Origin of the sequence: Microbacterium sp. NPDC078814 (assembly GCF_040702645.1) — a bacterium.
Lineage (GTDB): Bacteria > Actinomycetota > Actinomycetes > Actinomycetales > Microbacteriaceae > Microbacterium.
In genome coordinates, this window is the sequence record NZ_JBFBLT010000006.1 from 191585 (window position 1) to 217678 (window position 26094).

Genomic DNA, 26094 nt, shown 5'->3' on the forward strand with positions numbered 1-26094 from the left:
AGGGACTCAGCCGCGTCGCCGCCGCCAGAGCCCCGCGCCGAGGGCGCTCAGCGCGAGAGCCCCGACAGCCACCGCCAGCCAGGTCATCCCCTCGGCGCCGGTCGTGGCCAGCGCCCCGCCCGCGGCGGTCGCGGCCGCGGTGACCGTGAGATCCGCACGAGCGAGCTCGGCGCCCTCGGTGTCCGTCGCGACGAGCGCGTGGGCACCCGCGGGCGTGGCCGCCGGGATGAGGACGGTCGCGACCGCGCCGCCGTCGGCGGCGATCGTCACCTCGCCCACGCGGACCGGCTCCGAGTGGAGCCAGAGCTGCACGACCGCCTCGGGGTCGAAGCCGCGGAGCTGCACGCGGAGGGAGTCTCCTGCCGCCGCGGTGCCGACCGACGGGGTGAGGACGGCTTCCTTCGCCGGCTTCGCCTTCTTGACCTTGAGGTCCGCACCGGCCACCTCCGCGCCGGAGGCGTCCTTGACGAGGAAGCGGTGCTTCCCGACCGTCGCATCCGCGGGGATGAGCACGCGGGTGGTCAGCGCGCCGCGCGCATCGACCGTCGCGTCCCCGAGCCGCACGCCGTCCAGCCAGAACGAGACGGCGGCGCCGGGCGCGAAGCCCGAGAGCACGGCCTCGACCGTCTCCCCTGCCCGCACGGAATCCGCGCCGAGCGCGAGCACCGGATCGGTCTCCGGGGCGCACGCCCCGAGGTCGTCCCCTGGTCGCTTCTCCGGGGCGTGCCCCGCCTGCGCGGACGTGGTGCCGTACACCGCCATCTCCGCCACGGCCGCGAACGGCGTGCCCGAGATCGACGAGGTCGCCGTCACCCGCACGTATCGCGCCGTCGTCGCGGCGAAGTCGACGTCCTGCCACTCCGCGACGTTCGTCCACTCGCCCGCCGCCACGTCGGTGAAGGACTGTCCGTCGGTGGAGACCGCGACCTGGAAGCCCTTGATGGGGCCGTTCTGGTTCGCGCCGCGCCGCAGGTAGGAGACGCCGTCGACCGTCTCCGCGGAACCGAGGTCGAACGTGAGCACGTGCGGATACCCGGGGGCGTCGCTGCTCCAGCGGCTGTGCCAGAACGTCCCGGCGTTGCCGTCGAGCATGTTCGCCGCTGTGCCGTCCTCACCCGCGGTCTCCTCGGAGCTCGCGGTCGCCGTGATCTGCGCGTTCGGGATGCGGGCGCGGGAGGCCACAGCCGCCTCCTGCGCGGTCTGCACGGTCCGCACGTCGCAGTCGACGAGGTAGGTGGCCGCGATGCCGATGCTGACGGCGGAACCCGCGGCCGACGCCGGTGCCGTCAGCAGCCAGTCCGTCGTCACGCTTTCGCCGGGGGCGACCTTCGTGAACAGGTTCGACGACCCGTCTGCGACCTCGACGGTGTAGCCCTCCGGGAGGTCGAGCTGCACGCCGACGTTCTCCGCCAGGATGTCCTCGCTGTTGGTGAAGGTCGTGGTGAACGGCGTCTGCGCCCCGGGGCTCAGGGTCACGGCCTCGCCGGAGACGGTGGCGCACGGCGTGCCACCCTCCGTCGGACCGAGGTCGGTGACCGTGAAGTCGTCGAGGACGAAGTCGACGTCCGGGCCGCCGACCCGCTCCAGACCGACCCACGTGTAGTCGCCGCACCCCACGATCACGTCCTCCTGGAACGCGGTGGTCTCCAGGGCCTGCACGACGGGGGTGCGACGCAGGGTCGTCGAGGAGATCTCCCCGTCGAGCACGGCGTCGGTGCCGGTCAGCCAGCGGTAGGCCCCGCTCGCGCCGGCCTGGTAGTCGAACCCGATGCGGTAGGTGTGCCCGGCCTGCAGCGGCACCAGCGTGGGGTCGGTCCGGTAGACGACGCCGGAGTTCTCGGAGTGGGACATCAGCGAGTGCTCACCGGTGAGGGTGGTGTCCACCGCCAGCCCCGCGAGGGCTCCGCTGTCGAACGGCTTGGCCGTGTTGCGCCAGTCGCTCGTCGTGTACGGGTCGTGCCGGCGCGAGATGCTCGTGCGGGGGTCGTCGATGCCGTTGGCGTCGCCCTTCACGAACGGGCCCCACCCGGGCTGGTTGCCCTCGAAGTCGTTCGAGTACACCGTGCCGGCCGCGGCCGGGGCCGTCGTGTCCGCCATCACCCTGGCGTTGTCGATGCGCACCGCCGCGTCGCCGGCGACCGCCGAGACCGAGACGGTCACCTCGCCGGAGGCCGGCGCCAGGAACGACACCGATCCGCGCTGGTAGTACTGTCCGGCCTTCGAGTCGGCGCGCATGTAGTTGTACGTCGGGGACAGGTTCCAGGTGCGGTTCACGACGCCGCCCCCGGTGTCGACCGCGACGCTCACGTCGCGCGTGGCCGTCGGATCGATCTGCACCTGCGCGGAGAACGCGTAGCGCTTCCCGGGGGTGAGGCCGGTGACGGTCTGCGAGATCGCGGAGGCGGATGAGCCGAACACCGCGATGTTGTCGCCCCGGGAGGCGTTCTTCGCCGCGCCGAGATCCGTGCGCTCGATGGTCACGTCACCCCGGGGGTTCCAGCCGTCGAGCGCGCCCGAGTTGAACCCGGGGTCGGTCAGGCCCGCGTCGCGGTACTCGATCGCCGCCCGCTGCGCTCCGTCCTGAGGCACGACGACGTAGGCCGTCCCCTTCTCACCGGACAGCGTCAGCTTGCCGTCGACCGCGGTGACGGTGCGCACCTTCTCGCGGCCCTGGTCGCCGAGCGCGAACACGTCGAAGGTCGTGATCCCGCGGAAGGCGTCCGTGAGACCGAAGGTCTTCTCGCCGCCGGAGGCCGTGAAGAAGTACATCTTGTCCGCGTCGACGGGCGAGCCCGACTCGGCGCTCGACGGCAGCGACTGCCACGGCAGCAGGTAGGAGTCGCCCCGCAGGACGGTCGCGCCGTCCATCGTGACGACCCGCGTGCCGCCGTCGATCCGGGCCGCCACGTCGTCGGTGAAGGTCGCCTCGACCCCCGCCTCGTACGTCTGCAGGTCGAAGTGCTGCAGGAACTTCGTCGGCAGGCTCTGCGACCAGATGTTGCCGATGAAGCCGTCCCAGTTGCGGTTGCCCACCCAGCCCTCGGCGTCGACGAGACGCTGCTGGCCGAGCAGGACGTCGTCGTTCCAGACGTCCGCCTGCGCGTTCTGGATGAACCGCACCATGGTGGAGTTGATGCCCTTGTTGTCCTTGCCGCCATAGGCGAGGTCGTTCGGCCAGTGCGACCAGACCGTGCTGTCGACGAACTTGTCGCCCCACTCGGTCGCGACCTCGAGGCCCATGGCGTTCAGCTCGTCCGCGAGCTCCTCGGCCACCCAGCCGTTGGAGTAGTACACGTCGATGTAGACGCCGCTGAGCCCCGGCACCTCGTCCCGCAGCTGCTGGAAGCGGTCGAGCACGCGTCCGGTGCCGAGGTCGGTCTGCTGGTTGATGTAGTACGACTGGTCCAGCCAGTTCCAGCCGGGCTTGTACGGCGGGGTGCCGTCGAGGATCGCCGCATCGAACGCGTCCGCCTGCGGGTAGATCTCCGTGGCGTTGACGTGCACGCTCATGTCGGCGTTGAGCTTCGCCCCCTCGTCGACGAGGCGGTTGAGGTCGGCGAGGCCGCCCGCACGCTCGTTGTAGTTCCCGCCGTAGTCGGTGTTCGCGGAGTCGTGTCCCTCGCTGCCGAAGCCCTTGTTGAGCACCCACTGGCCGAGGCCGTCGGTCTGGTTCGCGATGCGCTTGGTGTTGTCGAGCACGAGGTCGAAGTAGTTCGTGGCGCTCGAGGCGAAGTTGAACGGGATGCGGCTGACCACGCGGTCGGCTACCCGGTCGGCACCGAGGCGCGGGGCGTCGACCTCGCGGTAGCGGATCGCGGCGTCCTGCCAGTCCACGGTCTCGTCGCCGTTGCGGTCGGCGGTGAGGAGCACCGTGACCTTCGGAAGGGCGTAGGTCGTCACCCGGCTGTCGACGGCGGAGGTCGGATGGATGAGCCAGGTGTTCGAGCCGATCTCCGCGGTCCGGCCGTCGGCCGCAGTCACCCGCGTCGTGAGCCGGGTGTTCCACGAGGCGGTGCCGCCGGAGGCCTGCGTCGTCGCGTTCGTGATCACGCTGCCGGCGAGGGTCCCGTCGCCGAGGAATGCGAAGGCCGCGCCCTTCGTCCCGGTGGCCGTCGCCGCTCCCACCGCGATGTGCTCATCGGCGTTCGTGGTGCTGTTCGGGCTGATCACGGTGCGATCGAGGACGGCGCCGTCCGCGGCCGTCGCGGAGAGGAACGCGTTGTCGGGGAGCGCCAGGGTGTTCACCGCGGCGGAGCCGTCCACCCCGGTCACGGTGAACTCGACCGTACCGTTCGCCGCGACGCGGATGCTGCTGCGCACCGTGACGTCGATGCCGGTCAGGGTCGATACGTAGTCGACGCCGCTCGCCGTCGCCGTGGAGGTGGTGGTCGACGCATAGGCGGTGCCGTTGACCGCCCAGGTGCGCGGGGAGCTCTTCTGCCCGCCGAGGCGGTCATCGCCCACGCGGTAGCCGAGGATCTGCGGGAACGCGGAGGAGACGGTGGCGGTGGTGCCGCCCGCAGCGATCTCGACGGTGTCCCCGGTCTCCGGCTGCTCCGGCGTCTCCGGCTCTGTGACGATCGGCGGGAGCTCCTCGTCGGAGAGCACCTGGATCTCACCGGCGCCGCCGCCCGTGGTGCCCTGCGCGTCGAGGACGAGCAGCGCGACGTATCGGCCGTCCTTCGCGGTCTCCAGCGTGATGCGCTGCTTCTCGTCATTCGCGGTGGGCGCGTGCAGCGTCGCGGCCGCGGCGGCGGCGCCCCATCCCCCATCGGCCGGCGAGGTGCGCGCGGCGTCGGCGTCATCCGTGACGTACACCTCGACGGTCTTCGCCGCGACGCTCTGCCCGCGCTTGACCGAGTAGTCCAGCCCCTTCACCGAGAGGGACCGCTGCAGGTCGAGGGCGATCCAGTGCGGGAAAGGCGCGTTGGACGAGTACCGCGACGTCCACTGCGTCGCATAGTCGCCGTCGAAGGCGCCGAGAGCCGTGCCGTCGAGCGAGGGCGGCGCCGGATACGGATCCGATTCGCTGGACACCGCGTGCAACCGGTACTCCGTCTGCGGGACGGGGAGGAGATCGGCGGCCTGTGCAGCGGTCGCGGGGAGGAGCGCTCCGCCGAGCGCGAGAGCCGTCGCCAGCAGGGAGCTGATGGCGACGGCGGTGCGCGGCGGTCGGGAAGGTGTCGACACGTCTTGCCTCTCGAACGGTGCGACGGCCGGAGGAAAGGACGCCCCGATGCGCCGCAGGTGGATCATCGATCGGAACCGATGTTTGCGCTATCACCGTAGAGCGAGGGTGTGGCTTAAGACAAGAGTTGAACGCGAAGTATGCGCAAACATTGGCCGAAGGTCATCACCCGCGGCCCGTGTGCGGCTCAGGAGCCGATGAACTCCTCGGTCTCCCCGAAGGACGGCGCCTCCCGGATCTCCACCGTCGCCCCGAGGCCGTCGGTGTCGAGCACCACGATCTCGTTGCGCCCGGCACGCCACAGCGGCGCGGGGGCGTAGAGCGTCTCCTGCGGACCCACGCTCCAGTAACGTCCGAGCAGGAATCCGTTCAGCCACACCATGCCCTTGCCGCCGCCGGGGAAGGCGAGCCACGCGTCCAGCGGTTCAGCGATATCGAACCCGGCGACGGCGAGGCCGTCCTTTCCGCCCGACCCGGCGGCGTCCGCCGCCGGTGCCGTCTGCGGCAGGAGGCGATGCGTCCAGCCGTTCACAAGGCGGCGGCCGATCATCACACCGCGCATGATGCCCTTGCCCTCGCCGGTATACGGCCCGTAGTTGATGCGTCCGAGGCTCTCGACGACGAGCGTCAGCCGACCGGAGCCGCCGTCCACGGGGAGAGCGAGAGACGTCTCGCCGTCCCGCTCGAGCACACCGAGGCGACGGTCGTCGAGGAAGACGACCGCGCGATCGTGCAGGCCATCGATGGTCAGTGTCGCCTCGTCGGGGAACGACACGTCGGCCTCGTAGGCGACAAGGCCGTCCTCCGCCCCGAGCTGCTCGAAGGTGAGTGGACGGGGCGAGAGCGCGCCCGCCGCAGGGGTCGCCCGGACCACGTCGAGCAGACCCGCCCGCGGGTCCAGGGGCGCGGACGCCGCGGACTGCCGCCGCGGCTGGTCGGGGACCGGCGGCAGCTCGTCCGCGTGGAAGGGGGCGAAGAGCGCGCGAAGCGCATGGAACTTCTTCCCGAGGGTGCCGTCCTCGCCGATCGGGGCGTCGGAGTCGTAGCTGGTCACCGTGGGCTGCAGCACGAGGTCGTGGTTCGCGCCGTTCCACAGGCCGAAGTTGGTGCCCCCGTGCGCCATGTAGAGGCTGACCGAACCGCCCTCGTCGAGGAGCTCGCGGATCGTCCCGCCCATGCTGTCCGCCGACCGCACATGGTGCCGCTCGCCCCAGTGGTCGAACCAGCCGCCCCAGAGCTCGCTGCACATGAGCGCCTCCCCGTGCCGACGCAGGGAGGCCGCCACCGGCACCCCGGTGCCGAAAGTGAACGTCGTCATCGCGCCCGGCACGCTCCCGTGCGCGATCATGTCCGGAGTGATCCCGTCGGCCGTCGTCAGCATCTCCACCATGCCCCGTCGCCGGAGCCCGTCACGCAGGTGGGCGAGGTAGGCGGCGTCGCTGCCGAACGATCCGTACTCGTTCTCGATCTGGATCGCCACGATCGGCCCGCCGTACGCGGCCTGCAGGGGCGCGAGCCGCGGAAGCAGCGCGTCGTACCAGGCATCGACGGCGGCGAGGAACGCGGGATCGCTCGTCCGCAGCGCCGCGACCCGCCCGGTGAGCCAGAAGGGGAGACCGCCGTTGGACCACTCCGCGCAGATATAGGGGCTCGGCCGGAGGAACACGTCGAGGCCGACCTCGCCGGCCAGCCGCACGAAGCGCTCGACGTCCTGCCAGCCGTCGAAGCGGATGTCCCCTTCGACCCGTTCGTGGAAGTTCCAGGCGACATAGGTGTCGACCGTGTTCGCGCCCATCGCGGCGAGCCGGCGCAGGCGGTCCTCCCACTGGTCCGGGTGCACGCGGAAATAGTGGATCGAGCCCGACAGGATGCGGTGCGGCGCACCGTCGCGGAGGATCTCCCCGTCGCGCCAGGACAGGGCGGGGGCGCCGGGGGCGGCGGCGTCTGTCGGCGCGGCGACGGCGGTGGAGAAGCCGTCGGAAGCCGCGGCGAGAAGGTCGGACATTGCACTCCCAGCTGAATTGTTTGCGTTCACATTATCGCATCGCCGATGTCCGCGCTCCCTGGTTTTCCGCCGATGGATCGCTACCATTGGGGCATGTCCCCTCGCCGTCCGAAAGACGACCGCGCCCCCAGCCAGGTCGACGTCGCCCGCCTCGCCGGCGTCTCCACCCAGACCGTCTCGCGCGTGATGTCCGGACAGGACAACGTCCGCCCGGAGACCGCACGACGGGTTCTCGCCGCGGTCGAGGAGCTCGGCTACCGGGTGCACGCCGCCGCCGCGTCGCTCGCCTCGGGCCGCACCCGTGTGCTCGGCGTGATCGTGGTCTCGACCGATCGCTACTCCTCCGCCGCGCTCGGCGTCGGCATCCAGCAGGCCGCGGCGGCGAACGGCTACACCGTGACCACGGCGGCGGTGGCCGACCACGCCTCGGACGACGCGTTCCTCGAGGCCTTCGATCGCCTGGAGCGGCAGGGCGCGGAGGGCATCATCCTCGGTGTTCCGATCGCCCTGGACACGCCGGCGATGCGGGCGCGTACCGAACGGACGCCCGCCACCCGGAGTGAGCGCACCTCCCTCGAGGAGGACGCCCCGCTCGCGGTCGACCAGCGCGCGATCGCCCGCCTCGCCGTGGAGCATCTCCTCGACCTCGGCCACGAGACCGTGTGGCATGTCTCCGGCGACGACTACTGGACGGAGACGCAGCAGCGCAGCGAGGCCTGGGAGCAGACGCTCCGCGAGCGCGGCATCGTCCCGCCGCCCGTGATCCCGGCGGACTGGACCCCGGAGTCCGGGTACCGGGCGGGCCGCACGATCGCCGCGATCCCCGAGGCGACCGCGGTCTTCGTCAGCAGCGACGAGATGGCGTTCGGCCTCATCCGCGCCCTGCATGAGGCGGGGCGCAGCGTGCCGGAGGACATCTCCGTCGTGAGCGTCGACGACATCGCCCTCGCCGCCTACGCCTCCCCCGCCCTGACCACCGTCCGTCAGCCGTTCGAGGCCATGGGCCGCGCCGCCGCGCTGCGGCTCATCACCCAGATCGAGGGCCACGACCCGGTCGGCGAGATGCCCTCCACCGACCCGCAGCTCATCGTGCGCTCCTCGACCGCGCCGCCTCGCGTCACGCGCTGACGGCCATCGTCACCAGCGGCCGTGACGCCGCTCCCACTCGTCCTCGATCGTGCGGCGGCGACCGGCGATGATGCCCGCGGGCACCGAGACGACCAGCACCCCTGCCACCACGAGAAGCGGCACCTGCCACCCTCCGCTGGTGTCGTGGAGAAGGCCGACGAGGAGCGGGAACACCGCCGCGATCGCGTAGCCGATGCTCTGCACGAAGCCGCTGAGGGCGACCGCGCTCTCCGGCGTACGGGCCCGGATGCTCAGGAGCACGAGGCTCAGCGGGAACATGATCGCGGTGAGCCCGAAGATCGCCACCCACAGCGGCAGCGCGACGGTCGGGAAGAGCAGGAGACCGGCGAGCCCGACGAGACCGGCCACCACGGCCACGAAGAACAGCGGGCGGGTGGCCTGGAACCGCACGACGAGCACCGGCACGAGCATGGAGCAGGGCAGCCCGACGAGAGCGAACAGCGAGAGCAGGAAGCCGGCGGTCGCCGGGGTCACGCCACCGAGGTCGACGAGGATGGTGGGCAGCCAGGCGAAGGCGACGTAGGCCATGGTCGACGACGTGCCGAACACGAGCGCGAGCGCCCACGCCAACGGCAGCCGCCAGAGCCGGCCGAAGACGCGGGGGCTCGCCGACTGCGTCGTGATCGGCCCGGTCGAGGCGGCGACCGCGTCGCGCACATCGTCCACGCCGTCGGTGGGGTCGGGAACCAGGAGCTCCGTCGGCACCGCGCGGTCGTCGCCGCGGGAGCGCACCAGCAGCGTGACCCAGGGCACGAGCGCGAGGGCGGCCACCACGCCCCACATACCCAGCGAGATCCGCCACCCGAGCGAGTCGGCGACGGGGACGGCGACCAGCGGCGGGAGGAAGGTCGAGACCGCGAGCGTCGTGGAGTATGCGGTCATCATGACGCCGAGCCGGTCGGCGAAGTACTTCTTGACCAGCGGCGGCAGCAGGACGTTGCCCGACCCCACGCCGGCGAACACGACGGCGGTCGCCGCGAGCAGACTCCAGGAGTCGGGGGCGAGGCCGCGCAGCAGCATGCCCGCCGCCATCAGCACGATCGCCACGACCGCCATCCGCTCCAGCCCGAACCGGCGCTCGAACAGCGGGGTCAGCAGTCCGAACAGCGCGAAGCAGACGGGCGGAGCCGCGCCGATCAGCCCCACGATCACCGGGGCCACCGGGAAGTCCTCGGCGACGTGGTCGAGGACAGGAGAGAGCGAGGCGACGGCCGATCGCAGCGAGAACGCGACCAGCACGATCCCGATCAACGCGAGGGCGCGCCCCTGCCAGAGGGGTCGGCCCTGCGGCGAGCTCAGGGACCCGGACATCAAGAGGTCTGCGACCCCTCCACCCAGGCGAGGTACTCGTCGGTGACGGTGCCGGTGACGTAGCGGCCGTCGAAGCAGCTCATGTCGAGGTCTTCCAGTACGGAACCCTCGGTGATCGCGGCCTTCAGGTCGTCGACCTCCTGGTACACGAGGTGGTCGCAGCCCAGCTCCTCCGCGATCTCGGGGATCGTGCGGCCGTGGGCGATGAGCTCGTGCCGCGAGGGCATGTTGATGCCGTACACGTGCGGGTGCCGGACGGGCGGGGCGGCGGAGGCGAAGGTCACCGAGGCGGCTCCGGCATCCCGGGCCATCTGGATGATCTCCTTCGAGGTGGTGCCGCGCACGATGGAGTCGTCGATCAGCAGCACGTTCTTGCCCTGGAACTCCGTCGACATGGCGTTGAGCTTCTGACGGACGCTCTTCTTGCGCACCGCCTGCCCCGGCATGATGAAGGTGCGGCCGACGTAGCGGTTCTTGTAGAAGCCCTCGCGGTACTCGATGCCGAGCTTGCGGGCGACCTCCATGGCCGCGGGACGGGACGAGTCGGGGATCGGCATGACCACGTCGATCTTGTCCATCGGGACGTGCTTCGCGATCGTGTCGGCGAGCTTGTCGCCCATCCGCAGGCGGGACTCGTACACCGAGATGCCGTTCATGACGGAGTCCGGACGAGCGAGGTAGACGTACTCGAAGGCGCAGGGCGCGAGGTGCGTCTCGGTGGCGCACTGCTTCGTGAACAGCTCGCCCTCGTTCGTGATGAACACGGCCTCGCCGGGCTCGACCTCGCGCACGACCTCGTAGTCGCCGTTCTCCAGCACGAGGGACTCGCTCGCCACGACCCACTCGTCCTTGCCCTCAGCTCCGGGGACCGTGGACGGGCGGCGGCCCAGGATCAGCGGACGGATGCCGAACGGATCGCGGAAAGCGAGCAGGCCGTAGTTGGCGATGACGGCGATCACCGCGTACGCGCCCTCGATGCGGTCATGCGTACGGGCGACGGCCTCGAAGATCCGGTCCGGGTCGAGGTCGACCGTGGAGGTCGTGGCCTGCAGTTCACCGGCGAGCACGTTGAGCAGCAGCTCGGTGTCGCTGGACGAGTTCAGGTGCCGACGGTCGCGCTGCGCCATGTCGGCGGCGAGCTCGCGGGTGTTCGTGAGATTGCCGTTGTGGATGAGGATGATGCCGTAGGGCGCGTTCACGTAGAACGGCTGCATCTCCTCTTCACTGGACGCGGTGCCCTTGGTGGCGTAGCGGACGTGGCCGAGACCGACGTTGCCCAGCAGTCCGCGCATGTCGCGGGTGCGGAACGCCTCGCGCACCATCCCCTGGGCCTTGGCGTTGTGCATGACGCCGTTCGCCTCGGCGGTGGCGATACCCGTCGCGTCCTGCCCGCGATGCTGCAGCAGCAGGAGGGCGTCGTAGATGTCCTGATTGACCGGGGCAGAGCCCACCATTCCGACGATGCCGCACATGGGCTCTTACTTCGCTCCGTCCGCGTAGGCGCCGACGAGGCGCACTGCTCCACCATCGACGCCCTTGGCGCCCTGTTCGAATTCACCGGCCGGACGCGGGCCGAAGCCCACCGTGCCGACCTGCCAGGAGGGCATGCCCTCGGCGTTCAGCGCCGCGATCGCGGCGTCCGTCCTGTCCGCCGCCACCACGGCGAGGAATCCGACGCCGAGGTTCCAGGTACCCTCGGCGGATTCCAGCGTGGAACCGGCGATGTCGCTCAGCACGCGGAACACCGGGCTCGGCGACCAGGTGCTGCGGTCGACCTCGACCCAGCTTCCCTGGGGGAGCACGCGCGCGAGGTTCGCCGCGATGCCGCCGCCGGTGACGTGGCTCAGCGCGTGGACTCCGCCGGAGGCCTCGATCAGGCGCAGCAGCGGCAGCGTGTAGAGGCGCGTGGGCTCGAGCAGAGCCTCGCCCCAGGTCGACCCGAAGTCTGCGGAGTTGTCGCCGTAGGAGATCCCGGCTCGGGTGATGATGTGGCGCACGAGCGAGTAGCCGTTGGAGTGCAGGCCGCTGGAGGCGACCGCGATGACCGCATCGCCGTCCTGCACGCGCTCCGCGCCGAGGATGGCGTCGGCCTCGACCACGCCCGTCGCCGCGCCGGCGACGTCGTAGTCGCGCGGGCCGAGGAGACCGGGGTGCTCCGCCGTCTCGCCGCCGACGAGCGCGGTGCCCGTCGCGGCGCACGCCTCGGCGATGCCGCGCACGATGTCGGCGATCCGCTGGGGGACGACCTTGCCGCAGGCGATGTAGTCGGTCATGAACAGGGGCTTCGCGCCCACCACGACGATGTCGTCGACGACCATGCCGACCAGGTCCTGGCCGATCGTGTCGTGCTTGTCGATGGCCTGCGCGATGGCGACCTTGGTGCCGACGCCGTCGGTGCTGGTCGCGAGCAGCGGACGCCGGAAGTCGCGCAGGGCGCTGGCGTCGAACAGACCGGCGAAACCGCCGACACCGCCGAGCACCTCGGGGCCGTGCGTCGCGCGCACGGACGACTTCATCAGTTCGACGGCGAGGTCACCCGCCGCGGTGTCGACGCCGGCTTCGGAATAGGGGTTGGTGGGGGAGGCAGCCACTCGAACAGCCTACCGCCCGCGGGCGCCCCGTCGGCTCGCGGTCCGCTTCGAGCGCGGGGCGGATCGAGCGATATCGAAACGTCCTCATCTGTAGCGTAATCATCCGCGCATGTGAGAGTCTGTCGGCGAATCGGGCGGGCTCGACGACCGGGTGTCCCGGAAAGAACAGGAGAGGTGGACTGTGCGCATACAGAAGAAGAGAACGGAGCGACGACGCAGGCGAAGCCGGGGCGTGGCGAGCAGCGCCGTCGCCCTCCTGGCCCTGGTCGGACTCGCGGTGCCGCCGACGGCGCAGGCGGCGGAGCTGGATGCCATCACGGCGGTGACGGTGGTGGAACCGACAGGCGACATCCACCTGTACGACACCCTCCGACTCGAGGCCACCTGGGCCGTTCCGGACAGCGCGCAACCGGGGGACACCTTCTCGCTCGCCTTTCCCACGACGCCCCGCTTCGTCGGGGTGGCTGCGACGTTCCCCCTGCGGGACCCCGCCGGCGCGACCGTCGGCACCTGCACCGTCGCGGCGACCGCCATCGCCTGCACGCTGAGCGACTACGTCCTCACGCATGACAACGTCCACGGCACCCTGTTCTTCCAGATGAAGGCGGAGGAGACCACCGAGGAGGACACCGTGACGTTCACCACCGGGGACGGTGGTCCGATCACCGTGGAGATCCCCGGCGGCGGCGTGGGCCCCCAGCGCCCGGAGCCGGTGCCGACGGATGCGACCAAGTCGGGCGTGCAGACGACCGACGGGACGATCGAGTGGTACATCTGGATCCCCGGACGACTGCTCGGTGGAGAACGCCCGCCCCTCACGGACACCGCGACCCCGGGACTGAACCTGCTGCCCGACACCGTGGCGATCGGCTCGGTCGCGACCGACGCGTGGGCAGGCGGCCTGTTCGACCCGGCGGACTTCCACCCGCTCGCGGCCGGGTCGGACTTCGTCCTCACTCCGGGCACCGCGAGCTCGTCGTTCACCGTGGAGCTCACGGCGCCGGCGCAGGCAGACCGCCTGTATCGGCTGTCGTATCAGACCGAGCTGCCGGCGGATGCGCACAACGGCCAGGTGTTCGCGAACACCGTCTCCGGATCGAGCGTCACCACCACCACGGCGACCGTGACCGCGAGCGTGGCGGGCGGCGACGGCGAAGGGGACGGGCGCGGCGGGTTCTCGGTCGCGAAACGGATCGTCGGCGAGGGAGCATCCCTCGTCCCGACCGATGCGACGTTCGCCGTCGACTACTCCTACCCCAGCGCGGACGGTGCGGTGACCGGAACGCTCATGCTGCCCGCGGACGGCACCGCGCGCGACGTCGCGCAGATCCCGGTGGGCGCGGTCGTGACGCTGTCCGAGCACACCGCGGAGGCCGTGCCCGGTGTCGGGTGGGGAAGCCCGCAGTTCACCGGCGACGGGGTGACCGCGACCGACGGAGGCGCACAGCTCACGATCAGCGCGGATTCCGTCGTGACCGTCGAGCTGCGTAACCCGACCACGCTCTCCCCGCCGTCCCCGACCACGCCGCCGACCACGGTCGAGCCGCCCTCCCCCTCGGCTCCCGCGACGCCGCCCGCTCCCCCCTCCCGGGGCCTCGCGGCCACCGGCGGCGACGCCGGCGGCCTGATCGGACTCGCCGCCGGGGCGGTGCTGGCCCTCGCGGCGGGGGTCCTGCTCAGCCGGCGCGTCCGGACCCGCGCAGACTCCGCACCGGGACGCACCGGCATCGAGACCTGACCCGGCCCGCGGCACGCGAAGGGCCCGGTCCGACGGATCGGACCGGGCCCTTCCTGTGGCGGGTGCGCGGGGATCAGTTCCCGCCGGCGACGTTGTCGCGGGCGTCCTGCGCGCTGCTCTTGACCTCGTCGACCGCGTGGGTCGCGTCGTCACGGACGTGGGCGGCGGCACCGGCGGCCTCGTCCTTGACGGCGGCGAAGGCCTCCTGTGCCGGCTCCTTGAGATCCTGGCCGATGGTCTTGGCGACGTCGGTCGCCTCATCGACGAGAGGCTGGGCCTTCTCCTTGATGTCTTCGGCCAGTTCCTTCTCCTTCGAGGAGGCGGGGATGACGGCGGCCACGACGAGCCCCGCAGCGAAGGCCATGAGCCCCACCGCCAGCGGGTTGCCCTGCGCCTTGGCCACGGTGTGCCGTCCGGCGTCGGCGACCGAGGAGGAGGCATCCTCCAATCGGTCCCCGGCGTCGTCGGCGGCGCCCATGACACGGTCGACCGCCGAGCGCACGGCGCCCTTCATCTTCTGCGTCTGCCGGTGCACGACCTTCGAGGGGGTGACCTTGTCGGCGAGGGCATCGACATCCCTGCCGAACTCCGCTCGGGTCCGCTCGATGTCGGCGCGGATCGCGTCGGGTGAATCGCTCATTTGTTCTCCTCATTCCTCTTCACCGCATCAGGGATGCGCTTGAGGCTGTCCACGGTGCGCGGAGCCCCTTCGATGCTCTTCAACTGCTTGCGTCCCATCACGAACAGGACGAGGGCGATCACCGCCCAGATGACGGCGACGATCACGGCCGACCAGCCGAGGCCGGTGACATAGGCCCCGAGGGCCCACCAGAGGGCGACCGACAGGAAGAACACGGCCATGAGTGCGCCGTATCCCGCTCCGCCGAGCATCCCCGCCCCCCGGCCCGCGCGCGTGGCGGACTGCTTGAGCTCGGCCTTGGCGAGCTCCAGCTCCTGCCGCATGAGGGTCGACAGATCGGTGGTGACCTCGCTGAGCAGATCGCCGAGTGACGTGGTCTCGGCCTTCTGCTCCGAGGGCGTGGGGGTGGCGTCGGTCATGGTCGCCCCTCTTCGTCGGATCCGCGGGTGGCGGCGTCGGTGCGGTCGTAGAGCGGGGTGTCCCCGTCGTCGACCGTCTCGCCGCGCGGCGTGACGCCCCACGGGGCGGTGCCGGCGTCGATCCCGCTCATGCCGTCCGGCGCTCCGGGCACGGTGCCGTCGGTGGGCAGCGGCGGCTCACCGAGAGTGGTGTTCTCTGCGGTGCCCGCGCCTCCGACCACTCCCGCGGCGCCCGCGCTGCCGGGGACGGCGCCGGGCGTGGTCGCCGGGGCGACGACGGGACGCGGCGGGACCGCGGGTGCCGCCGCTCCCGCCACCGACGGGGAGCCGGAGCCCGATGCCGCGCCGGACGAGGCGGACTCCGCGGCGCCCTCGGAGAGCGCCCTGGTCAGCCGGCCGGCGACGAGACCGGCGAGTGCGGCCACCGCGATGAACGTGCCGGGCTTCGCCCGCGCGTAGGACTTCACCTCGGTGAGCAGCGACCCGGGGTCGCGGTCGCCGATCCAGCCCGCGATGCCCTGGATGCGCGTCGATGCCTGGCGCACGAGGTCGGCGGCGACACCGCCGTCGGAACGCTCCGCCATCGTGCCCAGCTCCCCGCCCACGGACCGGAGTCCGTCCGCGACGCGGCGCTGCTGCACCGCCGCCTGCTCCGACAGCTCCGTCTTGGTCTGGTGGTACAGGTCGCGCACCTGATCCTTGGCCTCGTGGGCGACCGCCCCCGCTTCGGCCTTTGCCGTCTCGACGACGTCCGCGGCCTGGCCCTTCGCCGTGTCGGCGACACCCGCGGCCTCATGCGCGGCGGTCCGGACGGCGCCCGGAGACTCGGTCGTACCGCTGCCCGCGGCACCTTCTGCATTGCTCTGCGACATCGTTCTTCCTCTCGACTCCCGCCGACGGCCGCCGACGTGTGAGCAGGTTTACCCCCGGGTGCGGCGATCACAGCGAGGGTTGACGCGGCTCGCAGTGGGCATTACCGTGCCGGGACTCCGCACGGCTGCCGCACCCGCCTACGATGGGGGCCATGGCCGACAAGCCGCAGTGGCTCATCCGCGAAGACGCGAGCGTCCCCGTGCTCGTCGCGCTCGCCCTGCGCCAGCTGCTGGGCATCAGGGCGCCCCTCGATCTGCCGTCCCTCCGCGACCTGTCCGTGCGCGCGCCCGATGCTCCGGACGCCTCCCCCGAGGTCGAGACGCAGTGGCAGGGCTACTGGGACATGACCGTGGAGCCGCGGGCCCACCACTCCGGCGTCCCGCTCGAGCTGATCGACGGTTTCGACACCCTGGTGGCCCTCCCGGCGACCGGCGCCGAAGCGCTCTCGACCGCGATCCGTCCGCATGCCGGCACTGCGCTCCGGTATGCCAACGCCGCGCACGACCGATACGTCGGGTCGATGAAGAGCCACACGGGCGGAGACGCCTATCGGGCGTACGCGAGCGCGATCGCGGAGTTCGAACGCGATATCGGACGCCGCGCGCACTCGTTCGAGCTGAACGTGCAGGTGCTGCCGCTGTCGCAGCGCGGGATCTGGTGGATCGGCGACCTCACGGTCGCGGTGACCGATGGGCTCCGCCGGGACGTCGTGGCGTTCGACTCCGCCATCCGTCCCGTGATCGCCGAGCTCGCCTAGGCGCGGTCGGTCGTCGTGTCGTCCTCGTCGATGACGGTCTCCCGGTCGACCCTCACGACGCGGTCATGGCGGCGGGCGATCCGCTCGAGAACGAGACCGGCGACGCCACCCAGCGCCAGCCCGATCGGCACGGTCCACAGCAGCAGGAAGCCGAAGACCTGACCAGGCGGGTAGACGACGTCGAGCGCCTGCGACTGCTCGAAGCTGCCGACCATCGTGAAGATGCCGGCGGCGATGATGCCCAGCACGACCCCGATGCCCATGAGCACGCCGTACCGCGGTACGCGGCGCACGGTCGCTTCGACGGTCTGGTGGGTGTCGTGGGAGGGCATGCCTCCATTGTCCCACCCTCTGCGGGCGTACGCAGCCGCACACGGAACCGCCCTCCCCGATCACCGGGGAGGGCGGTTCCGGTAGCCGCCGGACTCAGACCTCGGTCGTCGTCTCGGCCGGCTCCCCCCTCCGGGTGCGACGCACGATCAGCACGCCGCCCGTCGCGGCCAGCGCCACGACCACCAGACCGCCCACGATCCAGGGCCACACCGGAGCTTCCTCGGTGGCGACCGGCGCGCTGATCGCGGTCACCGCCGCGTCCGCCTCGGCCTCCGGCTCGGACTCCTCCTCGGCGGGAGTGCCGCAGGCGCCGTCGACCGGGATCACGGCGGAGACCGGGTCGAGCTCCTCGCCCGCCTCATACGTGCCGAACGCGGAGGCACCGGCCGCGGTCAGCGTCGTGGGAACCGCATCGAGGGTCAGCGCGCCGTCGACGACGGCGGCGTCCGCGAGGGCGAACTCGGCGAGACGCACGCCCTCTTGCGCCACCGCTTCTCCCGCCTGCGTGGTCCCGGTCACGTCGAACACGAGGTAGCCGGTGTCGCCCGTGAGCTCGACCCGCGCGTTCGCCAGCGTCGTGTTCAGCGCCCCATCGTGGCCCGTGAAGGTGATGCTGCCGCCGTAGGTGACCAGGCCCGAGCCCGCCGCGTCGTGCAGCGAACCGGTGCCGTTCGACCACACGAAGGCGGGGTACTCGTAGGCCACGTCGGTGAGCGTCCAGCCGCCCCGCGCGATGCCCTCGATGTACGTGCGGAACGACTCCTTGTAGCCCCAGTGCAGGGTCGCCCCCTCGACCGTGCACACGCCGATCTCCGTGGTCGCTCTGGCGAGCGTGAACGCGAGACCGCGATCGACCGAGCCCTGGAAGGTGAGCGTGTGCTCGCCGTCCGCGAGTGTGGCCGGGAGGGCACCCGACCACGTCGCGACGCCCGCCGCGTCGGCCGTCACCGTGCCGAGCAGCACCGGGGTCGAGTACACGACGACCTTGATGCCCTCCTCGTTCGCACGGAAGCCGGAGGCGGAGACCGTGGCCGTCTTCCCGGCGGCGAGCGCGGCGAGGTTCTCCTCGTCGACCTCGATGCCGGCCGCCGTCGGCGCGGTCGTCGGGAGCGTGGCCTTCGGGACGACCGCGGCCGCCGCGACCGTTCCCGTCGTACCCGACGGAGCGGCGGCGACGGAGCCGATCGTGAACGAGACGGGGTTGAGCGTGGTGCCGTACCCCGAGAGGACGCGGTCGCGTCCGGCATCCGTGAGGGCGGCGGGTGCCGCCGTGTAGGTGACGGCGCCACCGGCCGTCGTGCGGACGGCGCGGGAGAGGTCGAGGGTCGCGAACGGCACCTGCGCACCCCCGCTCGTCACGAACAGCGTGGCGGAGGACGCCGAGGTGATCCGGATCATCGGATCGGCGACCGTGACGTCGAGCACCCCGTGGTGGCCGGTGAAGCGCACGGCACCGCGGTAGACGACACTGCCGCGTCCGGAAGCCGCGTCGAAGTCGCCGCCCACGGTCTGCCCGAACTGGAACTGGCCGCCGGACCGGGTGGCGCCACCGGACACGGCGATCGCGCCCTGGGCGATCGGGCCGGTGATGTAGTTCGTGAACGAGGACGAGATGGCCCAGCGCAGCGACCCGCCGGGGACGGTCGCGGCCGGCTTCGTCGGCGTCACCGGGGGCTTCGGCGTGACCGGGGGCTTCGGCTCGGTCGGCTTCTCGCCGAGCAGTGCGCGCCACTGCGCGTCGGTGATCGTGACCGCTGCGCGCGCGTAGATGGTGTCGGCGGTCGGCATCGTGTGCTGCTGCCACACGATCGCCTCGTATGTCTTCGTCCGGTCGAGGTTCTTCGCCGCCGCGTTCAGGTCGACGGCGAAGACTCCGAAGCCGATGTTCCGGACGTACTGCATGGCGAGGAAGCCGCCGCCGGCGGTCACGTCGGACTCCGTCCCCGCCTCGATGAGCGCCACGTAGGCGCCGGTGACCGCGCCGAGGTCGGCGGCAGTGACCTTCACCGTGAGCCCGTCCGCGGCGGTGGCGCCGGTGACGGCGGTCGTGACCGACGGTCCGGAGGAGGGCAGCAAGGCGTTCCACTGCGCGTCGGTGACCGTGACGGTGGAGCGCGCGTAGATGGTGTCCGCGGTCGGCATCGTGTGCTGCTGCCACACGATCACCTCGTACGTCTTCGAGCGGTCCAGAGCACTCGCCGCCGCGGTCAGGTCGACGCTGAAGCCGCCGCCGGTGATGCCGCGCACGTACTGCATCGCGAGGAAGCCGCCTCCGGCGGTGACGTCGGCCTCCGTACCCTTCTCGATCAGCGCGGCGTAGGCACCGGTGACGGCACCGAGCTTCGTCGCCGCGGCCGTGACCGTGAGGCCGTCCTCGGCCGTCGCCGCGGTCACGGTGGTCGTCAGCCCCGAGGCGATGCGGTAGTCCAGAGCGACGCTGCGCTCCTGGTCGGCGTTGACGACACCGCCTGCCGGGTAGGTGTACACGCCGTAGGAGCCGGGCGTCGCCGGGGTGTCCTTGAGCGTGAGCGTGACCTGGAACGAGCCGTCGGGCGAGATGTCCACCCACTGTGCGCGGATCGCACCCTGGTACTGCGTCGGAACCTGGGTCAGCACTTCCTCGGCGAGCGCCCAGGCCTGAGCACCGACCGAACGCGCCGAGGACGGCGCCCCCTGCGAGGGCTGCCACGTCGCGGCGAAGTTGCCGAAGACCACATAGGCGCCCTGGGGCAGGTTCGACGGGATCGGGACGCCGCGTCCGCCGACGTTCGCGGTCGGGTCGTATCCGGTGCCCTTGACGACGATCTCGTCGCCGGCCTGGAGGCGAGCGCCCGCAGCGGGCGTCGTGCCGTCGGCGAGGAACACCTCGATGGCGGCTTCGGCGGGCGCCGGCTCGGTCTCGCCCGGGGCCGTCTCCCCGGGCTCGGTCTCCCCGGGCTCGGTCTCCCCGGGCTCGGTCTCGCCCGGGGCCGTCTCCCCGGGCTCGGTCTCCCCGGGCTCCGTCTCGCCGGGAGTCGTCTCTCCCGGCTCCGTCTCACCCGGCTCCGTCTCACCCGGCTCCGTCTCACCCGGCTCGACGGGCGTCGTTCCGAAGACCGTGTCCCACTGCGCAGCTGTCACCGTGACGTCGCCGCGGCCGTAGATCGTGGCGGCTGTCGGCGCGGTGTGCTGCTGCCAGACGAGCACCTCGTACGTCTTCGTCCGGTCCAGGGACGCCACGGGCGCCTGCAGCGTGAAGGACGCGGCCCCCTGCTGCACGCTCGGGAAGGGCAGCGCGAACGCGGCGTAGCCACCACCGGCGGAGATGCCGCTCTCGGTGCCCGACACGATCAGTGCGGCATAGACGCCCGTCACGTCGGGCAGCCCCTCGGCCCGCACCTGCACGGTGAGGCCGCTGGTGTCGGCGGACGACACCGCCGCGGTGACGGTCGCCGCAGCCGCGTGGGCCGGTGGGCTGACCATCGCCCCGGCGGCGACGAGGACGAAGGAGACGAGGGCGGCGAGCAGGACACGCAGGCGTGTGCTCGCTGAGGGCGTATGTGCTGTGGCGTTCACGGTTCTCCGCGGCGCGCCGGGCGCGATCGATCGCGCGCCCCTGCGGCGCCGCATGGCAGTCGGGCGAGGGTGGACTTTGGTTAGGCTTGGCTAAGCAAGCCGCCGATCCCGAGCGTAGAGGGGCGCCAGTGAGGGCGTCAAGTTTTAGGATAGCCTTGCCTAATGCGACGCGCTCCTGCCCTGCTTCTCGCCGCCGCGTTGGCCCTCGGACTGGCCGCGTGCGCCGGGTCGGACTCCGGCCCCGGGTCGGCGGCACCCCCTGTCGACGACGCCTGCCCGCAGGCCTCGACTCCTCTCGCCGATCTGGACCTGGTCGCCGACGTGCGCGCAGCGACGGGCCCCTCGACCGCGTGCCTCGCGAGTCACGCGGTCGCGCCTGTCGATGACGACACCGCCCCGGCGCTCCCGGTCACCGTGACCGACAGCGAAGGCCGCGAGGTCGAGATCACGGACGTCGATCGCATCCTCCCGATCGACATCTCCGGCACGATCGCCGCCACGGTGTTCGCGCTCGGGCTCGGCGATCAGGTCGTCGGACGCGACGCGTCCACGCAGTTCCCCGGCACCGAGGATCTCCCGGTCGTCACCAAGACCGGGCACACGCTCAACCCGGAGGCCATCCTCGAACTGGCCCCGACCGTCGTGCTCACCGACACCACGATCGGCCCGAAGGAGGTCCGCCAGCAGCTGCGGGATGCGGGCATCGCGGTCGTCGTCATCTCCAGCGACCGCCGGATCGACACCACCGACGCGCTCGTGACGGAGATCGCCACGGCCCTCGGCGTCCCGACGCGCGGCACGGCGCTCAGCGCCCGCCTCGACGCCGAGCTCGACGCCGCCATCGCGGAGATCGCCGACGTCACCCCGTCCGCCGCGGCGGACCGCGCACGCATGCTCTTCCTGTACGTACGCGGGAGCGCCAACGTGTACTACATCTTCGGCGAGGACTCCGGGGCGGACTCCCTCATCGATGCGGTCGGCGGTGTCGACGTCGCGGAGGAGATCGGCTGGGAGGGCATGAAGCCGATGACCGCGGAAGCACTCGTCGCCGCGCAGCCCGACGTGCTCGTGATGATGACGGACGGGTTGGAATCGGTGGGCGGCGTCGACGGGCTCATCGAACGCATCCCCGCCATCGCCGAGACCCCCGCAGGAGCACACCGGCGGGTGATCGACATGGCGGACGCCGAGATCCTCAGCTTCGGCCCCCGGTCGGCCGATGTGATCAGCGCCCTCGCGCGGGCCCTGTACGCGCCGGAACCCGCCTCGTGACCGGCGAGGTCGTCACCCCGACGCCGACCCGGCATCGGGGACTACGCTTCGCGACGGTCGTCATCGCCCTCGTCATCGGCCTTCTCGTCACGGGCGTCGCGTCGATCACGAGCGGGCAGTACGACCTGTCGCCGACCGCGCTCCTGGACGTCCTCCTGCGCGGCCTCGGCATCGACACCGCCGGGACTCCGGCCGCGGCGACCGACGACGGCGTGATCTACAACCTCCGCCTCCCCCGACTGGTCCTCGGCCTGCTCGTCGGCGCCGCGCTCGCGGTCTCCGGCGTGCTCATGCAGGCCATCTTCGGCAACCCTCTCGCGGACGCCGGCGTCGTCGGCGTCTCCTCCGGCGCGGCGCTCGGAGCGGCGGCCAGCATCACGTTCGGCCTGGCCACCTTCGGCATGTGGACCACGCCCGCCTTCGCCTTCCTCGGGGGTCTCGCGGCCGTCTTCTCCGTCTACCTCCTGAGCCGCTCCGGCGGTCGCACCGAAGTGGTCACGCTGCTGCTCACCGGCATCGCGATCAACGCCATCGCCGGCGCCGGCATGGCCTTCCTCACGTTCCTCGGTACGACCTCGACGCGCGAGCAGATCGTGTTCTGGCAGCTCGGCTCGCTGAACGGCGCCCTCTGGTCGAACATCCAGCTCGTCGCGCCGCTCGTTGCGATCGGGATCGTCGTCGCCCTGATCGTGGCGCCGGGTCTGGATCTCTTCGCCCTCGGCGAGCGCACCGCCCGGCACCTGGGCGTGCCGGTCGAGCTGCTGCGGATGGTCGTGATCGTCACGGTGGCACTGCTCGTCTGCGCCGCGGTCGCCTTCGCGGGGATCATCGGGTTCGCGGGCCTCGTCGTGCCCCACCTGATGCGCATGCTGATCGGCCCCGCACACCTCCCGCTCGTGATCGCATCCGCCCTCGGCGGCGCGCTCCTCATCGCGGCCGCCGACCTCGTGGCGCGCACGGCGGTGCCGCTCGCGGACCTCCCCATCGGCATGATCACGTCCCTCGTGGGCGGCCCGTTCTTCCTCTGGCTTCTCGTGCGGACGCGGCGGCGGTCGGGAGGATGGGCGTGAGCCCGCGCCTGCGGGGCCAGGGGCTCACGGTGCGGGTCGGGGAAGGACGCACCATCCTCGACGACGCGGCCATCTCCATCCACGCCGGCGAGGTGCACGCCCTCGTCGGGCCGAACGGCGCGGGCAAGTCCACCCTGTTCGGCGTGCTCGCGGGGGACGTCGCTCCGGAGTCCGGCACCGTCCTCCTCGACGGCCGTCCGGTCACGGGTGTCCGTCCTCGCGACCTCGCCCGGCAACGCGCCGTGCTGCTGCAGGAGAACGCCGTCACCTTCCCCTTCACGGTCGAGCAGGTCGTGCGGATGGGACGCACGCCGTGGGCGCGGAGCCCGGCCGCCGAGGAGGACGACAGCGCCGTGGCGGCGGCGATGGCGACGACCGAGGTCACGGCGTTGCGGGAGCGCTCCGTCCCCTCGCTCTCCGGGGGTGAGCGCGCGCGGGTGGCGCTGGCCCGCGTGCTCGCCCAGGACACCGGGATCCTGCTGCTCGACGAGCCGACGGCGGCCCTGGACCTGAAGCATCACGAAGACGTCATGCGGGTGATCCGCAGGCGGGCGAAGGCCGGGGTCGCGGTCGCGGTCGTGCTGCACGACCTCAACGCCGCTCTCGCGCACGCCGACCGCGTCACTCTGCTCGCGGGCGGTCGGGTCTCCGCCACCGGCACGCCGGCCGAGGTCCTCACGGCCGCACGGATCGAGGAGGTCTACGGGCAGCCCGTCGATGTCTTCCCGCATCCGCACACCGGGGTGCCGCTCGTGGTGGCCCGGCGCTAGGGGCGCAGCGGGAGGACTCCGGTGAGATCCGCGCGCGTGCCCGAGGCGTGGATGCGTCCGGCCGTCGCGGCGTCCGCCCATGCCTCCGCGCCGGTGGCGACCGCGATCCAGGTGGCGGCGTCCATCTCCACCACGTTCGGCGGAGTCCCACGGGTATGCCGCGGCCCTTGGATCACCTGCACCGCTCCGAACGGCGGGACGCGCACCTCGACGCTGTTGCCCGGCGCCTTCTCGTCGAGCAGCTGCAGCAGGTAGCGCACCGCGGTGGCGAGCTCCGGCCGCGTCGGCTTCGTCCCCGCGGCCTCCGCGTCGCGCACGGCACCGAGCGCTGCGCGTCCGTCGACGATGTCGATCTTCCTGGCCATCCCCCCACCCTAGATCCGCCGCGGCGGCCCCGGTCATAAGCTCGATGGCATGAGCATGCATCCCCAGGGCGCCCGCGCCGAGCTGCTCGCCGCCGCGGCCGACCACTCCTGGAGCGTGCCGATCCCTCCGCTCGCGGATCCGGGCCGCGCCCACGACGCCTCGGTGCTCATCCTCTTCGGCGTCCTCGACCGCATCCCCGCACCGACTGTCGATGCGGCCGTCGCGCGCGACCTCGACGTCCTGCTGCAGCGTCGCGCCCCGACCCTCTCCTCGCATCCGGGCCAGGTCTCCTTCCCCGGCGGGCGCGCCGAAGCGGCCGATGCCGACGCGGTCGCCACGGCGCTGCGCGAGGCCGAGGAGGAGACCGGCCTCGATCCCGCGGGAGTCGAGGTGCTCGCCACGCTCCCCGTGATCCCCCTCGCCGCGAGCAACCACCTCGTCACCCCGGTGCTCGCCTGGTGGCAGTCGCCGTCGCGCGTCGTCGCCGTCGACCACGCGGAGACCGTCGAGGTGTTCCGCGTCCCCGTCGCGCAGCTCCTCGACCCGGCGACCCGCTTCACCTCGACCCTGTCCCGTGCCGGGCGCACGTTCCGCGGGCCCGCGTTCGACGTCGACGGCACGATCGTGTGGGGCTTCACCGCCATGGTGCTCGACGCCCTGTTCGACGCCACCGGCTGGACCGTGCCCTGGGCCACGGCGGACGAGCGTCCCATCGAGCTCTGACCGGGACCCACCGAAACCTCGCGCACGCGCCTCGATAGGCTGGACGGGTGAAGATCCTCGTCCTCGGTTCCGGTGCCCGTGAGCACGCGATCATCCTGGCGCTGCGCGCCGAGTCCCCCGCGCACGAGATCCTCGTCGCCCCCGGCAACGCCGGCATCGCGCAGGACGCGACACCCGTCGCCCTCGACCCGCTCGACGGCGCCGCGGTCACGGCCTTCGCGAACGAGCACGCGGTCGACCTCGTCGTCATCGGCCCGGAGGCCCCTCTCGTGGCGGGCGTCGCGGACGAGCTCCGCGGCCGCGGCATCCCCGTCTTCGGGCCGGGCAAGGCCGCCGCGCAGCTCGAGGGCTCCAAGGCCTTCGCCAAGCGCGTCATGGACGCCGCCGGCGTGCCGACGGGCCGCGCGGTCCGCGCCGCCACGGTCGCGGAGGTCGAGGCCGCGTTCGACGACCTCGGCGCCCCCTACGTCGTCAAGGCCGATGGGCTCGCCGCGGGCAAGGGCGTCATCGTCACCTCCGACCGCGCCGAGGCCCTGGCCCACGCGGAGCAGTACCTCCCGGCCGGCCCCGTCCTCGTCGAGGAGTTCCTGTCCGGCCCCGAGGTCTCGCTGTTCTTCCTCAGCGACGGCGACACCGTGCGCGCGCTCAGCCCGGCACAGGACTTCAAGCGGGCCCTCGACGGCGACGCCGGCCCCAACACCGGCGGCATGGGGGCATACTCCCCGCTGCCCTGGCTCGCGGAGCAGTTCGGCAGCGAGCAGGCGTTCGTGGAAGAGGTCATCCGCGACGTCGCCCTCCCGGTCGTCCGGCAGCTCGACGCGGAGGGGACCCCGTTCATCGGCCTCCTCTACGCCGGGCTCATCCTCACCCCGCAGGGCGTGCGCGTGATCGAGTTCAACGCACGCTTCGGCGACCCGGAGACCCAGGTCGTGCTGCCGCGACTGGAGACCCCGCTGTCCCAGCTCCTCTTCGCCGCCGCCTCCGGCACGCTCGAGGACCAGCCGGAGCCCGTGTTCCGCGATGAGGTCGCGATCACCGTGGTCCTGGCGAGCGAGGGGTACCCGGAGGCGCCGCAGACGGGGCGCCCGATCGAGGGTCTGGACGAGGCCGCCGCCGTGGAGGGTGTCCGCCTGGTGCACGCCGCGACCGCGAGCCCCGACGCCCCGGGGGGTTCGCTCATCGCGACGGGTGGCCGTGTCCTGAACGTGGTCGCCGTGGCCCCGGACTTCCGCACCGCCCGCGACCGCGCCTACGACGCCCTCGGCCGCATCCGCCTCGAGGGGTCCCACCACCGCACCGACATCGCTGCCCGCGTCGCTGACTGACCGTCCCCG

Annotated in this window: 19 protein-coding genes; 8 read left to right on the plus strand and 11 right to left on the minus strand. The window is 72.0% G+C overall.

The window, feature by feature from the left end:
* Positions 1 to 6: 6 nt before the first annotated feature.
* Together AB0300_RS13630 and AB0300_RS13635 are read right to left on the minus strand one after the other, a co-directional pair.
* Entirely contained in the window at positions 7 to 5190 is a 5184-nt protein-coding gene (locus tag AB0300_RS13630; RefSeq protein WP_366216186.1) for an endo-alpha-N-acetylgalactosaminidase family protein, read from the minus strand.
* Between the two features lie 185 nt (positions 5191 to 5375).
* Positions 5376 to 7193 (minus strand): beta-galactosidase family protein, encoded by a 1818-nt coding sequence (locus AB0300_RS13635; protein ID WP_338565331.1) that lies wholly within the window; start codon positions 7191 to 7193, stop codon positions 5376 to 5378.
* A 93-nt stretch (positions 7194 to 7286) separates the two neighbouring features.
* On the opposite strand from AB0300_RS13635, the gene AB0300_RS13640 reads away from it, so the two are divergent.
* Complete coding sequence (locus tag AB0300_RS13640; protein ID WP_025104712.1) at positions 7287 to 8321, plus strand: LacI family DNA-binding transcriptional regulator; 1035 nt, start codon at positions 7287 to 7289, stop codon at positions 8319 to 8321.
* A 9-nt stretch (positions 8322 to 8330) separates the two neighbouring features.
* On the opposite strand, the gene AB0300_RS13645 is transcribed toward AB0300_RS13640, so the two are convergent.
* From AB0300_RS13645 to purM, 3 genes are read right to left on the minus strand one after another with little or no spacing between them, the layout of a single operon-like run.
* Positions 8331 to 9653: an MFS transporter gene (locus AB0300_RS13645; protein WP_029989706.1), complete on the minus strand. Its 1323-nt coding sequence runs from the start codon at positions 9651 to 9653 to the stop codon at positions 8331 to 8333.
* Positions 9653 to 11125, minus strand: a complete 1473-nt coding sequence (gene purF, locus AB0300_RS13650) for an amidophosphoribosyltransferase (protein WP_025104714.1) — start codon at positions 11123 to 11125, stop codon at positions 9653 to 9655. The genes AB0300_RS13645 and purF overlap by 1 nt, the downstream gene beginning before the upstream one ends.
* Before the next feature lie 6 nt (positions 11126 to 11131).
* A complete protein-coding gene (gene purM / locus AB0300_RS13655) occupies positions 11132 to 12244 on the minus strand; it encodes a phosphoribosylformylglycinamidine cyclo-ligase (protein ID WP_085604792.1) in 1113 nt (370 codons plus the stop codon).
* Between the two features lie 232 nt (positions 12245 to 12476).
* On the opposite strand from purM, the gene AB0300_RS13660 reads away from it, so the two are divergent.
* A complete protein-coding gene (locus AB0300_RS13660; RefSeq protein ID WP_085604789.1) occupies positions 12477 to 13982 on the plus strand; it encodes a DUF5979 domain-containing protein in 1506 nt (501 codons plus the stop codon).
* Positions 13983 to 14055: 73 nt separating this feature from the next.
* Here AB0300_RS13660 and AB0300_RS13665 read toward each other — a convergent pair whose 3' ends face one another.
* Genes AB0300_RS13665 through AB0300_RS13675 form a run of 3 tightly spaced genes read right to left on the minus strand, consistent with a single transcriptional unit; the run spans position 14056 to position 15913 of the window.
* Complete coding sequence (locus AB0300_RS13665; RefSeq protein ID WP_085604786.1) at positions 14056 to 14622, minus strand: DUF3618 domain-containing protein; 567 nt, start codon at positions 14620 to 14622, stop codon at positions 14056 to 14058.
* Positions 14619 to 15041 carry a phage holin family protein gene (locus AB0300_RS13670; RefSeq protein WP_060923665.1) on the minus strand — a complete coding sequence of 141 codons (423 nt, stop codon included), beginning with the start codon at positions 15039 to 15041 and terminating at the stop codon, positions 14619 to 14621. Before AB0300_RS13670 ends, AB0300_RS13665 begins: the two co-directional genes overlap by 4 nt.
* Entirely contained in the window at positions 15038 to 15913 is an 876-nt protein-coding gene (locus tag AB0300_RS13675) for a hypothetical protein (protein WP_025104719.1), read from the minus strand. Before AB0300_RS13675 ends, AB0300_RS13670 begins: the two co-directional genes overlap by 4 nt.
* A gap of 152 nt (positions 15914 to 16065) precedes the next feature.
* Between AB0300_RS13675 and AB0300_RS13680 the strand changes: the two genes are divergently transcribed.
* Entirely contained in the window at positions 16066 to 16671 is a 606-nt protein-coding gene (locus AB0300_RS13680) for a hypothetical protein (RefSeq protein ID WP_029989711.1), read from the plus strand.
* Here the strand turns inward: AB0300_RS13680 and AB0300_RS13685 are convergent.
* Together AB0300_RS13685 and AB0300_RS13690 are read right to left on the minus strand one after the other, a co-directional pair.
* Positions 16668 to 17003, minus strand: coding sequence for a hypothetical protein (locus AB0300_RS13685; protein ID WP_025104721.1), 336 nt, complete (start codon positions 17001 to 17003; stop codon positions 16668 to 16670). The two genes, AB0300_RS13680 and AB0300_RS13685, sit on opposite strands and share 4 nt — an antisense overlap.
* A 94-nt stretch (positions 17004 to 17097) precedes the next feature.
* On the minus strand, positions 17098 to 20559 hold the full coding sequence (locus tag AB0300_RS13690; protein ID WP_366216187.1) for an HtaA domain-containing protein: 3462 nt from the start codon (positions 20557 to 20559) through the stop codon (positions 17098 to 17100).
* A gap of 162 nt (positions 20560 to 20721) precedes the next feature.
* On the opposite strand from AB0300_RS13690, the gene AB0300_RS13695 reads away from it, so the two are divergent.
* The 3 genes from AB0300_RS13695 to AB0300_RS13705 are packed head-to-tail and all read left to right on the plus strand — an operon-like array spanning position 20722 to position 23671.
* Entirely contained in the window at positions 20722 to 21831 is a 1110-nt protein-coding gene (locus AB0300_RS13695) for an ABC transporter substrate-binding protein (protein WP_366216188.1), read from the plus strand.
* Positions 21828 to 22901, plus strand: coding sequence for an iron ABC transporter permease (locus tag AB0300_RS13700; RefSeq protein WP_085604773.1), 1074 nt, complete (start codon positions 21828 to 21830; stop codon positions 22899 to 22901). Before AB0300_RS13695 ends, AB0300_RS13700 begins: the two co-directional genes overlap by 4 nt.
* Positions 22898 to 23671 (plus strand): heme ABC transporter ATP-binding protein, encoded by a 774-nt coding sequence (locus tag AB0300_RS13705; RefSeq protein ID WP_366216189.1) that lies wholly within the window; start codon positions 22898 to 22900, stop codon positions 23669 to 23671. Before AB0300_RS13700 ends, AB0300_RS13705 begins: the two co-directional genes overlap by 4 nt.
* Here AB0300_RS13705 and AB0300_RS13710 read toward each other — a convergent pair.
* Entirely contained in the window at positions 23668 to 24036 is a 369-nt protein-coding gene (locus AB0300_RS13710; RefSeq protein WP_315108616.1) for a sterol carrier family protein, read from the minus strand. The two genes, AB0300_RS13705 and AB0300_RS13710, sit on opposite strands and share 4 nt — an antisense overlap.
* 49 nt (positions 24037 to 24085) lie before the next feature.
* Here AB0300_RS13710 and AB0300_RS13715 point away from each other — a divergent pair, with 49 nt between their 5' ends.
* Both AB0300_RS13715 and purD read left to right on the plus strand, forming a co-directional pair.
* Positions 24086 to 24760 carry a CoA pyrophosphatase gene (locus AB0300_RS13715; RefSeq protein WP_315108614.1) on the plus strand — a complete coding sequence of 225 codons (675 nt, stop codon included), beginning with the start codon at positions 24086 to 24088 and terminating at the stop codon, positions 24758 to 24760.
* A 47-nt stretch (positions 24761 to 24807) separates the two neighbouring features.
* Entirely contained in the window at positions 24808 to 26085 is a 1278-nt protein-coding gene (gene purD / locus AB0300_RS13720; RefSeq protein ID WP_315108612.1) for a phosphoribosylamine--glycine ligase, read from the plus strand.
* Positions 26086 to 26094: the final 9 nt, after the last annotated feature.